Here is a 15,108-nt window from a genome sequence, read left to right as displayed (position 1 = left end):
TCGGATTCGGAAAGCCCGGGAAAACGGCTGTGGAGAACGGCAAACGCGGGGTTTGGCGCGGGGTCGGGGAGGTGCTGGCGAGCCGGCGGGTCGGGGCGGTGCGTCGGCCCGGGGTTCGCTGGTTTCAGGGTACGAGGGGGGTGGGGCGGGGTGTCGCTGTGGGAAAGGGGGTGGGGTGGTGGATGGTGTGGAGAACCAGGGTGCTTGCCGCACGGGCGGGCGCACTTGCGTGCGGGCGCTCCCGGTGGTCGCTGTTGCACCGACTGTCGGGAAGCGGCGTAACGGACCAATCAGAATCAAGAGGACGACACCGCGTCACAGCCGCAGATTGCGGAGGTGCTCCTCAATGCGGCTTACACGCATGGTCCAGGAAAACCAGAGAAACCAGACTCCATGAAGGACTCTCCAACCATCCTTCGCCAACACACGATCAACAGAAGCCACCAAGGCAAAGGAGTCCTGCTCTGTTTGGCATGCAATGAGGGTGCATGGGTGACTATTTCGAGAACGTCCCAGGATCACGTCGAAAATCACTATCGCGACGCCATCCCGTGTTCCCTCGATCACATTCCAGACGCGCGAAATTCTCTCTCCGGACAGGGTGAGGTGAGAGGCCCACGATGGAACGGGTGGTCGGATTATTGGGTGGGTGACGGGCCACCACCATCGAGGTGGCGGGGGACCTATGTATCGAAAGCTCCAACGAGCTGCGAGGGCACGCAGTGCACGGGTTCGGACGACGTAGAACACCTGGGTCGATCCGTAAATCGCACATATCATGAAAAGGATCTCCAGCAGGTTCACGGAAGGATTCTACGCCTCCCGATTGACACCGACGGCGAAGGAATTCTTCGCAGCGCTCAGGAGCACAACCGTTGGAGGCGGGTGCCCATCCTATCGAACGCTAGGGTGGGCTTCTCCTGATTTCTCCCCAACCTACCTTCGGTAGGATGGGGGCCCGCATACTTGACGCTCGATCACGCTAACTTAAAGGACCTTATGTCGGGTGGCCATAGGCACACATACTCTTCCGAATCCGAATCGCGGTAAGCTGCTCGCATCTCTTGGCGAGGCCGAATGGATTCGTCACTTCGCCGTATGAGGTCGAAGGTGGAGATGGGATCTTCGGTGAGGATGAAGATGTTCATTTCACCTGATCCGAAGTCGTGGCCGTCCACCTGAGCGGTCCCGGCGAGTGTCACGACAAGTGCTTCCTCAAATCGGACTAGTCGGTTGAAGCTATCCAGATCGTTGGCTGGCTTGAACTGCAGGACCAACTGAGCCGTCATGCTCAAAGTGTAGCTCGCGACATCGGCTTCTCGTAAGTGAAGCTACGCGCCGCGAACTGCAGATCTTCGGCGCATGCCTAGTTTGCGAACTTCTTGATTGCCTCTGGAGTTACGGGGGTAAAGAGGTTGACGAGATTGCCGTCAGGGTCTCGGAACAGCATGGAACGGTTCCCCCAGGGCATGGTCGTCGGTTCCTGGATGAATGCAGGGACCTGATCCCGCAAACGCGCGAAGTCTGCATCCACATCGTTGACGAGGAATTCGATGATGATGCTGCGGTTTGTCTCGGGCTGCAGTTCCGCTTTCGCGCCAAACGCACGCAGAGTCCGTATGCTGCCAATCGCAAGTGTGCCTTCGGGTGTGACAAGTTCCGCAAAGTCTGGCGTGTACCGGGTCGCCGTCGCACCGCTGATGGCTTCGTAAAAGCGAACCAGCCGTTCTACATCGATGGTGATGATACGGATCGAAACGAGATTCATGGTCCCCCTTGGCTGGACGTTTCCAGCACCAGGACGAAGGTAAAGCGAGCCTGCTGACAGCGTTGTGTCAGCATGGTTTTACATGCGCCGCGCAGACCGACTCTTTCGAGTGATCCAGATCCTGCGACGCACTCGTCGTCCTGTGACCGCAGAAGCATTGGCAAAGGAACTGGACGTCTCAGCGCGCTCCGTCTACCGGGATGTCGCTGATCTGCTAAAGCAGGGCGTTCCCATTCGTGGTGAGGCCGGTGTCGGGTATGTTCTGAATCGGCAGTACGATATGCCGCCGCTGATGCTTACCCCGGAAGAGTTGGAGGCAGCAGTTCTCGGCGCACAATGGGTTTCGGAACGTGGTGACCCTGCTCTGGCCAATGCTGCACGCGACCTGCTCTCGAAGATCACGATGGCGGTCCCTCACGGGTTACGTACCTTCATCACTGAACCATCCTTAGGCGCGCCAGAGAATCACTTCACGATCAGGGACGGGCTTGATCTTGCGAAGACCCGTTCCTGGATTCGTGCCGGACGAAAGCTGCGGATCCGTTACCGGGACGAGAGCGGACACGACACGGAACGGGTCGTGTGGCCCATTCTCGTCGGCTATGCAGAAGCTGTTCGCCTGCTTGCTGCCTGGTGTGAGCTGCGGAACGACTTCCGGCACTTCCGGACAGACCGGATCGTGGAGGCCGAATTTCTCAATCAGTCACACGGCACCAGCTTGCCAGCCCTCAAGACAAGGTGGGAACAATACATGGAGACGACGCGTGAGATGCGGCGATCCAAAATGCTCGAAGAGGATTAGTGGCGAGATGTCGTCTTCTTGTAAGTGAAGTTACGCGCGGCCAGGTGCAGATCCTTCGCTGCGCTCAGGATGACGAGCGGATGGTGAGCGTGGGCTCGCGGTGCCGGGTGCGGCTTCTCCTGATTTCGTCCCACCCTAGCTTCAGTAGGAGGGGGCACCCGCAGGTGGAAGCCCACTAACTCACTAACCGCGGGTAGGGTCAGGCGGCGTCGAGGGCTTGCGCTAGTTCTTCGTAGGCCCAGGGGCCCTGGTAGTGCTTGCCGTTAATGAAGAAGGTGGGGGTGCCGTGGACGCCGGCTTGTTCGCCGGTGTCGAGGTCGTGCTGGATGCGCGGGGCGTAGCGCTGTTCTTCGATGGCGGCGGTAGCTTCGGATGGATCGAGGCCGAGTTTGCCGGCTTCGGCGGCGAGGAGCCGCGGGCTGAGGCGGGACTGGTGCGCGAAGATGGCGTCGTGCATGGGCCAGTAGGCGGCGGGGTCACTGGCGGCGGCGAACTCCGCGGCTTCGGCGGCGGGCTCGGCCATGGGATGGATATCGAGCAGCGGGAAGTTTCGATAGACGAAGCGGAGGCGCGGCCCGAAGTGGGTGGTGAGCTGTTTAACGATCTCGTGAGCGATGCGGCAGTGCGGGCATTGGAAGTCGCCGTACTCGACGAGCGTGAGCGGGGCGTGGGGGTCGCCCTGGATGTGGTCTTGGTCAGTGACGGGGCTGCGGAGATCGGGCATATGGCTCCTGTGCGGCTTCGGCGAGCGGCGGGACTGATAGTTGGATGCTCGGCGGGGTCCGCGAAACGGGGCTGGCGAACTGCTAACGGATGTGCGGCGCTGGTTGGCAGCTTTCGACATTTGTCGATAACTCGGCACTTAGTCGAGAAGTTAGCCAGGCGAGCGGTGAGCAAGGGGCGCTTCAGGATGTGCTGTGGTCGTCTGCACGAGAATCGCGCGAGGGCTGGTGTATCTCGCCTGTCGAGATAGGGATGAGTTGGTATGGTAGCTAACGCGCGCGAGCGAACGTTCCCATCGGGGCAAACCGTTGTGTGGTGACGCGGGTGACTCCCGATGGGAAACATGCGAGGTTTGTACGATTTCGGTGGACTCGTGGCGGCTGGCCTCTATACGTTCTCTCTGGCGACCAGCACTTTCAGCGTTTGGCTGGCCGCTTCAATCCGCGCACGGGCCTGCAGTTCCCCCCGCTCCAGCTCGAGCGATGTTGTGCTCCCTGGAGGAAATCCCGTGGTTAGTTTCTGCCTGCGTCGCGTTCTGCGCGCGCCCGCTCTTCGTGTCGCTGCTCTCTCATTCACCACTGCCCTGCTGCCGGTGGCGGCGCTGGCGCAGTTGCCGGCGACGGCCGATGCGTTCACCAGCGCGACGACGCCGAACCAGAACTACGGCGATGGCAATACGCTGGTCGTGCTGGGCAAGAACACGGCGTATCTGCAGTTCGACTTATCGGCAATTCCCGCAAATGCGCAGGTAAAGAAGGCGACGCTGCTGCTGTTTGTGGATGCGTATGGCGCGGCGGGCAACTTCGACGTGGTGCCGGTGCTGGGGGCGTGGAAGGAGTCGACGCTGACGTATGCGACGGCGCCGGGGCTGGGCAATTCGGTGACGGGCGGCGCGGGTGTGGCGATTGCGAAGACGTCGCTGCAGCAGTTCGTCTCCGTGGATGTGACAAGTGCCGTGCAGGCGTGGGAGAGCGGCACGCCGAACAACGGGTTTGCCCTGGTGAGCAAGGGCGCGTCATTCGGGGTGGACAGCAAAGAGAACCCGGTGACGGGTCATACGCCGCAGCTGGTGTTGACGCTGGTGGATCAAGGGCCTGCGGGGCCGGTGGGTTCGCAGGGAGCGCAGGGGCCACCTGGATTGCCTGGCGCGCAAGGGTTGCCTGGCGCGCAAGGGCTGCCGGGTCAGCCCGGACCGACGGGTGCTGCCGGGCAGGGGTTCACGTTCCGCGGCGTGTTCAACCCAGGGACGGCGTACAGCGCGTATGACCTGGTGAGTTACAACGGGTCGAGTTATGTGACGGTGGGGGCGATCGCGGCGGGCGGGGTGACGCCGGATCTGAGCGGTGCGTGGCAGGTGTTCGCGCAGGCGGGGGCTGTGGGACAGACGGGGGCGCAGGGTGCACCGGGGCTCCCGGGGCCGATTGGGCAGACGGGGCCGCCAGGTGTGCCCGGATTGCCGGGACCGATCGGGCCGCAGGGTGTGGCGGGGACGAACGGCACCAATGGCCAGGGCTTCAACGTGACGGGAAGCTTCGACGCGGCGAAGGCGTACAGCACCTACGATGTGGCGACTTACAACGGTTCGAGCTTTGTGGCGACGGCAGCAGTACCCGCGGGACAGGCGACGCCGGACCAGAACCCAAGCTGGCTGCTGCTGGCGCAGGCGGGGGCGGCTGGCGTGGCAGGGCCGGCCGGATCGCAGGGTCCGATTGGACTGACGGGAGTGCAGGGGCCGGTGGGGCCTCCGGGACCGATTGGCCCCATGGGCATCGTGCCGACGAACACCGCGCTGGTGGATGCGGGGAACGTGTTCACGACGAGCCAGACGGTGGGCGGGAATGTAACGATCACGGGCACGAATAACGGCCTGGTGTTTCCGGATGGGTCGAAGCTGACGACGGCAAACCAGACGACCACGTCCGGAGGGCTGCCGGCCGGCACCCTGATCCTCGGCAGCACGCCGACTGTACCGGCGGGCTACAGCGGTGCGGGGTCCATCTCAACGACACCTGGCGGTATCACGATCACCCCCTTGCCGAAGCCACACAATTCGCTGGGCGGAGCAGCGATCAACGGGAAGATCTACGCGTTCGGCGGCCGCCTTAGTACCGAGGTCGACGTCTACGATCCCGTCACGCAGAATTGGAGCGCCACGGGTGCGTCGCTGACCTACGATTCCACGCGAGACTGCTCCGCGGTTGTGGGGGGCATCTTGTATGTGTTCGCCGGTTACGATATGACGACGTTTGATCCTGCAACGAACCTCGTTACGATGACCACGCGGAGTTCCTCACTGGGCCTTTGCGTTGCGGTGCCATTCAACGGCCGGATCTATGTGTTCAGAGGTACCAGCGTTCAGATCTACGACCCCTCAACGGCAGCATGGAGCTCGGCAGGCCATAGCCTCGCGCACCCAGCCAATGGCACCGGCGTAGCGGCCAACGGGAAGATCTATGTGCTGGGCGGCGGCGGAAGTCAAGTTGTCAATGGGTCAGTCGTGTACTCTGCCTCCACGCAGGTGGATGTGTATGACCCAGCGACGGAGACGGCGACGAGCGGACCGCCCATGAAGGTGGGCCGTGCGTACTTCTCGGCCTACTCCGCTGGGAACCGGGTGTTCGCTGTTGGAGGGGACATGAACGGGCAGGTTGGAACGGCAGCCACATCGGACGTGGAGTACCTGGACCCAGTCACCAATACGTGGGTGACGACCGCGGCGCTACCCGGCGCTCGCGAACTCTACGGCGCGGCTGAGCTGAACAATGTGTTTTATGTGTTGAGCGGCCTCGATACGGGCGGGGGCACGTCTGGGAGTAGCTATGCCTATCAGCCGGCGCAGACGTTCTACCTGTACTTCCAGAACTGAGTCGGCGGTCTGATGTGACTGGCCCGGGTGCAGGTCTTCCCGGGCCAGGGTATGCGGGACAGAGTATGCTCTGCTCACGATGAATGCACTAACGGAAGCCGTCTCTCGCGGGCGCCAAGCGCGTCAGGAGGGGCGGCTTTTTGTGGCTCGCGAACACTATGCGGAGGCCGCCTGGCTTTCCCGCGGGCAGGGCGACGTCCTGAGCTATGCGCATGCCATTCGGCACATCGCGGATATCTACCAGGAAGAGCACAACGGCACCCGGGCTCTGGCTCTCTACGAAGAGGCGCTGGCACTCTACCGAGGCCGGCTCGACACGCGACTTCTTGACCTTGCGAATACAGTGCGACCCTATGCGCTGCTGATGGAAGAGCAAGGGAAGACCGACTTAGCGATCGAGCTATGGGACGAGGCGAGGGTGCTGTATGGCTCACTGCGGATCAGCGACGGTGTGGCGGAGTGCGAGCGGCATCTTTCCGACTTACAGGGTTACTCATAGCTGGTCTTGCTGAACGCTATGCCGGAGATCGGGAGCGCGTCGTGTGGGTCAAGGCTTGTTCTTGACGAAGACGAGGCCGGCCATGGCGAGGATGTAGGTGAGCAGGACGAGCCATGAGTCGAGGCCCATCCGGGCGTAGCGTTTTGTGGGTCGCAGAACCAGGCCGAAGATGTAGATGGCAGTGACGGCGATGCCGACGGCGGCGAGATAGACGTCCGTGTTTTGCGCGTGCGGCAGGACGGATTGTCCGGAGAGCAGACTGGCGAGCAGGAACAGCACGGGCAGGAAGGCGTTGCCGCCGAAGATGTCCGAGACCGCGAGCTGATCGTCGCCCATGCGGACCGAGGTGATGCCGGTTGCGAGTTCCGGAATCGAGGTGGAGGCGGCGAGGGCTGTCGCCCCGAAGAGCACACCGCTCATACCGAGATGACCAGCGAGGGCGTCGCCACTCTCTTCGAGCGCGATGCCGGCGAGCAGCGTCGCCACACAGGCAGCAGCAAGCTTGCCGAAGACAGCGGCGTTCCCGGGGGCGTGCTGATCTTTGCTCTTCCGGGAGTGGCCGGCGGGTTTGGTTTGCGCGTCCGTGGACTTGACGGTCCAACTCATGAGGTTCGGTGCGACTTTGAGCATCCAGATACCTGCGAGCCAGACGAGAAGGATGAGGAGGCTCTGCGGAGTGACACGCCAGAAGACGAGTGTGGATGGCAGCCGCGTGCCGAGGATGGCCAGCGCCAGGACGACGATGACCAGGCCGGCTTCGAGAACGAGGGTGAGCGAGGCCGCCCTGTAGGTGAGGGGCCGCTTGCCCTTCCCTGCCGCGTCGAGGGCGACAAGCACAACGGTTTGAATGGCGATGCCACCGAGAAGATTGCCGATGGCGATGCCGAGGTGATGACGGAGCGCGGCGCTCGCGGTGATAGCGATCTCCGGGAGGTTGGTGCCGATGGCGAGGATGATGATGCCGCCGAGGGCCTGGCCGAGGTGAAAGCGACTCGCGATGATGTCTGTGGCGTTGGAGAGCCACACCCCAGCAGCCCACACAATGCCGGCGGCGGCCAGAAAGATAAGGACCAGCGCCGGTACAGACAGCGCATCGAGCATCAAGACCCTCCCCTGTGGGTGAGAGCCAAGGGAGAGGCAAATCGTTGTCCTGCGGCGTGATCACGCAAGCGCGGGATGTCTTCTGAAGCGGAGCAACGCGATGATGCTGGCGGTGTGTGGCCATGGATGACCGATGGCCACGACGCGCGGACGATCCGGTTGTCAGAGTTTCGCGCGTAGCCAGGCACGCATGGGCTTGTCGTAGAACTCGAGGACGAGCCAGGCGAAGGCGAGCGTGATGAGGACGCCGGCGGTGACTGGGGCGGCGAGGTCATGGCTTGTGAGCTGATGCTTGAGGACGTAGTCGCCCCAGATCCAGATGACGGCGTAGTGGGTCATGTAGAGCGGGTAGGAGAGGTCGCCGGAGAAGCGGCAGAGCCGCTCGATGCGCGGCGTGATGGTGGCGCCTGCGCCGAGCGCGATGAGCAGCGGGAAGTAGACGAGGACGACGGCGGCTTCGCGCATCCAGCCGCCGTGCGCATACGGCATGACGAACGCGAGCAGAAGCAGCAGGCTGAGGTTGCCGAAGCCGAGCGGTGTGCGGAGCCGCCAGCCCATGCGGTAGATGAGCAGTCCGGCGAGGAACGAGTAGGCGACGCGTGCGCCGCCGTGGCGGAAGTTGAGGCTGCTCCAACCTCCGGCCAGGTTGCCCGCGTGATAGCCCACCCAGCACAGCGTGACAGCGGCGACGACGGTGGCCACGATGAGCACGCTGCGCCGGAGGCGGTAGAGCACGAGGCCGAAGACGATGTTGGCGACGTACTCCCAGAAGAGCGACCAGGCGGGCGCATTGAGGCTGAAGAGGTTGTAACCGCGCTGCTGCATGGCTCCGTAGGGGATGAGCAGGACGGAGGCCAGGAAGATGAGCGCGACCCGGCCGGGAGTGTAACCGGGCGTGATACCAAATGGGTTGGCGTAGAAGGCGATGAGGCCGAGCAGCGAGCCGAGGACGACGAGCGGATGCAACCGGATGAGTCGCAGCTTGAGAAACTGAGCCATGCCGAGGGTGCGCATGCGGTCGTCGTAGGCATAGCCCATAACGAAGCCGGAGAGGCAGAAGAAGAAGTCGACGGCCAGGAAGCCGTGACCGATCCAGAGCTTTGTGTAGTTGAAGATCGCCATCTCCATGAAGTGGAAGGTGACGACGCCGAGAGCGGCCACGCCACGGAGCCCGTCGAGGACGAGGAAGTGTGGTTTCTGGACGCGGATGTCCGGGGTGACTGCTTCGCTAAGCACGCTGGCGCTGGATTCGCTCATCGGGATTCGTCTTCTTGGACTGGTCTTCGTGGATCGGTCTTCGTGGGTAAGTCATCGGGCTCGGTCTTCGTGGATCACTTATCGGATTTCTTCTTCTGGGTAGAGGACGACGGCTGGATTCGTGACAGGACGATGAACAGAAAGGCAGCAGCGAGAGACACAGAGTTTTGAAGGACTTCGTTTGTGTGAGAGTTTACGGCCCGGCAGGATGGCTTTCTGTCAGATGCAGCAGAGCGCAGGGCTCAGTGGAGCATCGGCGGCGGGACGCATGTTGAGCGATCGCCGATACGAGCGCGCTGCATCATCTTTTCGCCGCTTCATCGCGGGAGAGGCAGGAGTTGCCGAGATTCATGTGGAGGCGCTGGCTGGCGAATGGGCGTGATTTTCTGCGGTGAGATAGGGCAGGAGCGCGTTGACGAGGTCAGCCGGGTCGCCGTATTGGACGGCGTGGCCCCAGCGGGGGATGACGAGGGTGTTCTTCGTGCGCAGCAGCCGAGCGGCGGTGTCGAACCACGGCTGCGTGGAGAGGGTGTCGTGCTGGCCGCGGACGAGCAGGGAGGGTATGGGGACGAGCGGGAGTTTGCGCTCGATGGGATCGGAGCGCATGGCGTCGAACTCCGGCAGGTAGCGCCAGCCCATGCGCAGGTAGTCATTCAAGAGCAGAGGAATGAGCGAGGGCCGCTCGTAGAGGCCGCCGATGAGGAAGCGCCCGAGCAGACGGAGGGTGCTGCGCGCCGCCGGGTCGGGGGTGAGGCCGATGAGGACGAGGCGGTCGACGCGGTCGGGAGCGAGGAGCGCGGCCTCGACGGCGAGCTGCGCGCCGAGCGAGTGGCCGAGCAGGATGGCGCGCGGGAGGCCGGCGACGGTCATCCAGTCGAGCAGGGCGCGGGTGAGTCCTGCGATGTCGAGCGGCCGCGGCGGTGTGGCGGAGTGGCCGTGGCCGGGCAGGTCCGGCGCGTAGACGCGGAAGTGCGGTGCGAGCCGCTCTGCGAGAGGGACGAAGTAGGAGCTGGCGACACCGAGGCCGTGGACGAGCACGATGGGGAGCGAGTCGGGAGTTGTGTTCTGCGGCGCGCCGATGCGCGCGTAGATGCGCTGGCCGCCGACTTCGTACCAAGCGGTGTGAAGCTTGCGGAGCTGGCCTGAATCGAGGAGCTTCTGCCGCTGACGTCGCGCGTTGGCTGACTTCACCACGGCACCCGCAGTAAGGACGCCCGCCGCGAACAGCAGCCGGTGTCGCTTCGTCATTTTCATACGCGGTTCGATGCTGATTGCAAATGAGCGCGGGGACGGGTAACGCAGCTTGAGCCTGCGTCAGAAGTGGTTGACTGTCCAACTTATGTTGTGGCTATCCCGTTTTGCCTGCGAACATCGCCAGCATGGGTCTAATGGCAAAGGCTTTGAATAAGCTTCCCGGCTGGGTTCAGGTCATCCTTCTTCTGTTGATGATCCCGGGGCTAGCGTACGAATTTCGTCACTACGGGTTCTGGACCACTCTATTGCGGTTGCTGTTCAGCCCAGAGTTTTGACCCAAACCAACTCAGACAATGGCCGCAAAGTTGACAGTTAGCCGGCCTTGGCTTAGTTTCAGGCTATGTTGAGCCTGCTCCTGAGCTCCGAGTGCCGCTGCGCGTGCTGTTGTTGTGGCCGGCTGCGCCGGGCGCACAGGGAGCGCGTGTAAGTTACCGCTAGCTCGCTGAAGTTGACGCCCCGTCCGCAGCCAAGTCTCGGACGGGGCGTTTCTGTCTCTACTGACATTCCCTCTTCGCAGACTTCGCTTCCCTGCCGGCGCTCCTGATTGGAGCGGCTGGCGCGCAGCAAGTGAAATCGGTGCGCCCCCGCGCCGAACGGAGAATGTGCCATGAGCAAGTTACGTGAAGACGCGAGCGCGCGAGCGCCGTGGTGGCGGCTGTCGCTGGATAGCTGGGCTGTGGTGACTGCGCTGGTGGCAGCGGCGCTGGTGAAGCTCCACGTGTTGAACGCAGTGAAGTGGTAGGGGGCGGCGATGAGCACGACATCTTTGGAGTTTCCGGCGCCGACTGCGGCGCGCGTGGATGAGGGCGGCCCGCTGTGGCAGCGGCTGGTGCGGCTGGTGCCAGGAGTGCTGCTGCTGGCAGCGGTGGGGCTGGCGGGCAAGTGGGTGGAGCAGTCGATTGCGCACTATGGCAAGGCGCACCACCTGACGCTGCCGAATATCGAGTATGTGCTGTGGGCGATTCTGATCGGGCTGGTGATATCGAACACGGTGGGGCTGCCGAAGTTATTCGTCGCAGGCGTGGCGACGTATGATTTCTGGCTGAAGGTGGGGATCGTGCTGCTCGGGTCGCGGTTCCTCATTGGAGATTTGCTGCGGCTGGGCGGGATCAGCCTGCTGTTGGTGGCGGTGGAGATCACGCTGGCACTGGCGGCGATGCATGCGCTGGGGCGGGCGTTCGGGCTGAAGCCGAAGCTGACGTCGCTGCTGGCGGTGGGGTCGGCGGTGTGCGGTGTGTCGGCGATTATTGCGACACAGGGCGCGATCGAGGCGGACGAGGAAGAGTCGTCGACCGCGATTGCGGCGATTTTAGCGCTGGGTGCCTTGTCGCTGTTCACGTTTCCGCTGATTGCGCACTCGCTGCACCTGAGCGATCACGCGTATGGGTTGTGGGCGGGTCTGGCGATCGACAACACGGCGGAGGCAACGGCGGCGGGCGCGCTGTACTCGGACGTGGCGGGCAAGTTTGCCGTGCTGGTGAAGACGACGCGCAACGCGATGATCGGGTTTGTCGTGCTGGGCTACGCGCTGTACTGGGCGTCGCGCGGCGAGGCGAAGACGGTCACGAACAAGGTGCGGTTTGTGGTGCAGAAGTTTCCGCGGTTCGTCCTGGGATTTCTGCTGATCTCGGTGCTGGCGAGTGTGGCGGTGTTCACGAAGCCGCAGCTTGGCGCGCTGGCGAACCTGTCACGCTGGGCGTTTCTGCTGACGTTTGCGGGCGTGGGGCTGAGGACGAATCTGCGCGAGTTGGGCAAGCAGGGCTGGCGGCCGCTGGTGGTGGGGACGCTGGGCGAGATTGGGATTGCGGCAGTGACGCTGGGGCTGGTGTTTGGAGCGGACCGGCTGTTTCACGTTTAGGTGCTGACCGCACGGGCGGGCGCACTCACGCGCGAGTCGTGAGGGCGCTCCCGGTGGTCGCTTCGTTTTGTGCTGCTGATTCCCTGTGCTGAGGACCATAACAAGCACGCTGGATTGCATAGGGTGGGAACGTTGTCAGGCGCCGGACTGCATCGTATTGCGGTGGCGTGCCATGATGCAGGAATGAGTGGTTTCCCCAGAGTGCGGGGGCTGTTGGCGTTGAGCGCTTGCCTGTCGCTGACGACCGTCGCAGGCGCCGCGGTGTGCGCACCCGGGACAGCCGATGTGCGGGGCATGGTGCGCGACGCGAGCGGCGCACTGGTTGCGCACGCCGTAGTGACGACAGAGGCCGGAGCGCGCGCGGAGAGCGGGGCGGACGGAGCCTTTGTGCTGCCGTGCGTTCTGCCGGGAGCGGTGATCCATGTGGCGGCGCCATCGTTTGCGCCCGGCGATGTCACCGTGACAGATACGAGTGTGACAGCCGACATCGTGCTGCGGGCGAACAGCGCGCTGGAACAGGTGTCGGTGACGGCGTACCGGATGCCGCTTGAAGAGAGCGCGAGCCCGTCGAGCGTGCGGCTGGTGACGAGCGAGGAGTTGCGCACGGCGGCGCCAGTGACGCTCGATGACCGGCTGCGGCGGGTGCCGGGGTTTGAGTTGTTCCGGAGATCGAGCTCGCTGGTGGCGAATCCGACGGCGCAGGGCGTGTCGCTGCGCGGGCTGGGGTCGACGGCGGCGAGCCGAACGCTGCTGCTTGAAAACGAGATGCCGCTGAACGACCCGTTTGGCGGGTGGGTGTATTGGGACGAGGTGCCGGAGCTGGCGCTTGGCGGAGTGACGGTGGTGCGCGGCGGCGCGAGCGATCTGTATGGGTCGAGCGCGATCGGCGGCGTGATCGAGCTAGCGCCGGTGACAGCGCGGCGGAACCGGGCAGAGCTGCTGTCGAGCGAGGGATCGTTTCACACGTTCGATGAGGCGGGGCTGCTGAGCGGGACACGGGGCCGTTGGTCGGGATTGGCGACTGGCGGCATTGTGCGCACGGATGGTTACAGATTGGTAGCGCCGGAGCAGCGCGGGCCAGTGGACATCTCCGCGAACCTGCACGCCGAGAACGGGCGCGTGGTGGGCGACTACCGGTGGAGCGCGGGGCGCGCGTTCCTGCTGGGCAATGTGTTGAACGAGGCCCGGCAGAATGGCACACCGCTGACGGCGAATGGCACGCGGCTGTGGCGATACGAGGGCGGCACGGACTGGACGCCGACGGGAGCGCACGGCGGGTCGCTACTGCTGCGCGCGTTTGGCAGCACGGAGCATTTCCGGCAGACCTTCTCATCGGTAAATGCGACACGCACGCGGGAGACGCTGACCCGGTTTGTGCAGACGCCGAGCGACCAGCTGGGCGGCGAGGCGCGGTGGACGCAGCCGCTGGGGCCGCGGCTGGTGGTGCTGGGTGGCGCGGCCGTGCGCGATGTGCGCGGCGCGGATCGCGAGCTGGCGACGACGACGCAGAGCCTGACGGCGATCTCTGCACGGCAGCGACAGACCGGGGTGTATGGCGAAGTGTTGTGGACGCCGGCCGCATGGACGCTGAGCGCGGGCGGACGGATCGATCACTTCACGAACTTCGACGCGGTGCGCACGTCGCCGACGGCGGGCTTGCTGCCGAATGTGACAGAGACGGTGGCGAATCCGCGGCTTGGCGTGGTGCGGCGGCTGTCGAGCACGGTCGCGGTGACGGCCATGGGCTTTCGCGCGTACCGCTCGCCGACGGAGAACGAGCTCTACCGCAATGGGCAGGTGGGGCAGGAGCTGACGCTGAATAATCCGGCGCTGCGGTCGGAACGTGCGACGGGCTGGGAGACGGGCGTGGTGCTGACGCCGCGGCACGGCGCGGCCACGGTGCGCGCCAGCTACTTCTGGAGCGAGGTGAATCGACCGATCACGGCGCTGACGATCCGCGTGACGCCGACGGCGATCACGAAGCAGCGCGCGAACCTGGGACAGATTGCCAGCAAGGGTGTGAGCCTGGATGGAGAGTGGCAACCGTTGCGCTGGCTGACGGCGGTGGGTGGCTACCAGTACGCGAATGCGACGATCACACGCTTCGACCAGAACCCTACGCTGGCAGGCAGGTGGATTCCGCAGGTGCCGCACCAGACGGGCACGCTGCAACTGCGCGCGACGAACGCACGCGCTGGCTTACTAAGCGTAGAGATGCGTGGGACCGGGCAGCAGTTCGATGACGATGCGAACAGGTTCCGGCTGGCACCGTTCTTCAGCTTCAACGCGTTTGCCTCGCATACGTTTCGCGGACGCTACGAGGTGTTTGCGGCAGGCGAGAACCTGTTGAACCGGCGCATCGAAGTGGGGCGCACGCCGACGCTGACTCTGGGCCAGCCACAAAGCGCGCGCGCCGGCATACAACTCCGTCTCGGCGACTAGGTGCTGGCCGCACGGGCGGGCGCACTTGCGTGCGTTTTGCTGCGTCGCTCCCGGTGGTCGCTCTGACTGAGTGTGCGGGTCACCTTTGTTTCGCTTGTTGCGGAGCTTCACGCTTCCATGGATATGGAGCGGAAAAACTTTCGCTCGGCGACTAGGTGCTGGTCGCACGGGCGGGCGCACTTCGTGCCTTTTGCTGCGTCGCTCCCGGTGGTCGCTCTGACTGAGTGCTGCGGGTCACCTGTGTTTTGCTTGTTGCGGAGCTTCTAGTTTTCACTCGACGAGAGTGAACCGTCGTCCTTCGCTTCGCAGGATGACGCGACGGGGTCGGCGGCCGATGACGAGCGCCTCGTGCTCGGTGCAAGGCCGGTGGCGGCGTGTTGCTGGTCGAGGCTCCTCGCAACAAAGGTTGTAGGAACGATTCACTCTTTCTTCATCGAGTCGCGCACGCCCGACTGTATATCTACACCAACAACACTTACATATTGTGGTTCGGGGAAGGGCCTGCCGTGGCTGCGAAGACCTTTTTGTCTCTTTTTTT

At 63.8% G+C, this 15,108-nt stretch carries 13 protein-coding genes; 6 read left to right on the top strand and 7 right to left on the bottom strand.

Annotated features, from left to right (window positions below; genetic code table 11):
- Window positions 1–977: 977 nt before the first annotated feature.
- A complete protein-coding gene (locus AC5IJH_RS15325; RefSeq protein WP_491903702.1) occupies window positions 978–1,289 on the bottom strand; it encodes an ABC transporter in 312 nt (103 codons plus the stop codon).
- A 77-nt stretch (window positions 1,290–1,366) separates the two neighbouring features.
- Window positions 1,367–1,768 (bottom strand): VOC family protein, encoded by a 402-nt coding sequence (locus tag AC5IJH_RS15320; RefSeq protein WP_491903701.1) that lies wholly within the window; start codon window positions 1,766–1,768, stop codon window positions 1,367–1,369.
- 82 nt (window positions 1,769–1,850) lie between these two features.
- Between AC5IJH_RS15320 and AC5IJH_RS15315 the strand changes: the two genes are divergently transcribed.
- Window positions 1,851–2,570, top strand: a complete 720-nt coding sequence (locus tag AC5IJH_RS15315) for a helix-turn-helix transcriptional regulator (protein ID WP_491903700.1) — start codon at window positions 1,851–1,853, stop codon at window positions 2,568–2,570.
- On the opposite strand, the gene AC5IJH_RS15310 is transcribed toward AC5IJH_RS15315, so the two are convergent.
- Both AC5IJH_RS15310 and AC5IJH_RS15305 read right to left on the bottom strand, forming a co-directional pair.
- Window positions 2,567–2,704 (bottom strand): hypothetical protein, encoded by a 138-nt coding sequence (locus tag AC5IJH_RS15310; RefSeq protein ID WP_491903699.1) that lies wholly within the window; start codon window positions 2,702–2,704, stop codon window positions 2,567–2,569. The genes AC5IJH_RS15315 and AC5IJH_RS15310 overlap by 4 nt on opposite strands.
- 65 nt (window positions 2,705–2,769) lie before the next feature.
- Complete coding sequence (locus tag AC5IJH_RS15305) at window positions 2,770–3,294, bottom strand: DsbA family protein (RefSeq protein WP_491903698.1); 525 nt, start codon at window positions 3,292–3,294, stop codon at window positions 2,770–2,772.
- Between the two features lie 507 nt (window positions 3,295–3,801).
- On the opposite strand from AC5IJH_RS15305, the gene AC5IJH_RS15300 reads away from it, so the two are divergent.
- On the top strand, window positions 3,802–6,159 hold the full coding sequence (locus tag AC5IJH_RS15300; RefSeq protein ID WP_491903697.1) for a DNRLRE domain-containing protein: 2,358 nt from the start codon (window positions 3,802–3,804) through the stop codon (window positions 6,157–6,159).
- A gap of 142 nt (window positions 6,160–6,301) precedes the next feature.
- A complete protein-coding gene (locus tag AC5IJH_RS15295) occupies window positions 6,302–6,658 on the top strand; it encodes a tetratricopeptide repeat protein (protein WP_491903696.1) in 357 nt (118 codons plus the stop codon).
- A gap of 48 nt (window positions 6,659–6,706) precedes the next feature.
- Here the strand turns inward: AC5IJH_RS15295 and AC5IJH_RS15290 are convergent, their stop codons facing one another.
- The 3 genes from AC5IJH_RS15290 to AC5IJH_RS15280 all read right to left on the bottom strand — a co-directional run bounded on the left by AC5IJH_RS15290 (window position 6,707) and on the right by AC5IJH_RS15280 (window position 10,264).
- On the bottom strand, window positions 6,707–7,759 hold the full coding sequence (locus AC5IJH_RS15290) for a sodium:calcium antiporter (RefSeq protein ID WP_491903695.1): 1,053 nt from the start codon (window positions 7,757–7,759) through the stop codon (window positions 6,707–6,709).
- Window positions 7,760–7,921: 162 nt separating this feature from the next.
- On the bottom strand, window positions 7,922–9,016 hold the full coding sequence (locus AC5IJH_RS15285) for an acyltransferase family protein (RefSeq protein ID WP_491903694.1): 1,095 nt from the start codon (window positions 9,014–9,016) through the stop codon (window positions 7,922–7,924).
- 348 nt (window positions 9,017–9,364) lie between these two features.
- Window positions 9,365–10,264 carry an alpha/beta fold hydrolase gene (locus tag AC5IJH_RS15280; RefSeq protein WP_491903693.1) on the bottom strand — a complete coding sequence of 300 codons (900 nt, stop codon included), beginning with the start codon at window positions 10,262–10,264 and terminating at the stop codon, window positions 9,365–9,367.
- A gap of 613 nt (window positions 10,265–10,877) precedes the next feature.
- Here AC5IJH_RS15280 and AC5IJH_RS15275 point away from each other — a divergent pair.
- The 3 genes from AC5IJH_RS15275 (at window position 10,878) to AC5IJH_RS15265 (ending at window position 14,570) form a co-directional block, all read left to right on the top strand.
- Window positions 10,878–11,012, top strand: a complete 135-nt coding sequence (locus tag AC5IJH_RS15275) for a hypothetical protein (RefSeq protein WP_491903692.1) — start codon at window positions 10,878–10,880, stop codon at window positions 11,010–11,012.
- Window positions 11,013–11,021: 9 nt separating this feature from the next.
- Window positions 11,022–12,128 (top strand): YeiH family protein, encoded by a 1,107-nt coding sequence (locus tag AC5IJH_RS15270; protein WP_491903691.1) that lies wholly within the window; start codon window positions 11,022–11,024, stop codon window positions 12,126–12,128.
- A gap of 183 nt (window positions 12,129–12,311) precedes the next feature.
- Complete coding sequence (locus AC5IJH_RS15265; protein ID WP_491903690.1) at window positions 12,312–14,570, top strand: TonB-dependent receptor; 2,259 nt, start codon at window positions 12,312–12,314, stop codon at window positions 14,568–14,570.
- Window positions 14,571–15,108: the final 538 nt, after the last annotated feature.

Source organism: Candidatus Dedyshia acidiphila (assembly GCF_051025295.1).
Taxonomy (GTDB): Bacteria; Acidobacteriota; Terriglobia; order Terriglobales; family Acidobacteriaceae; genus KBS-83.
Note: the sequence above shows the minus strand (reverse complement) of the source record. Positions and strands in the feature narration are given on the sequence as shown.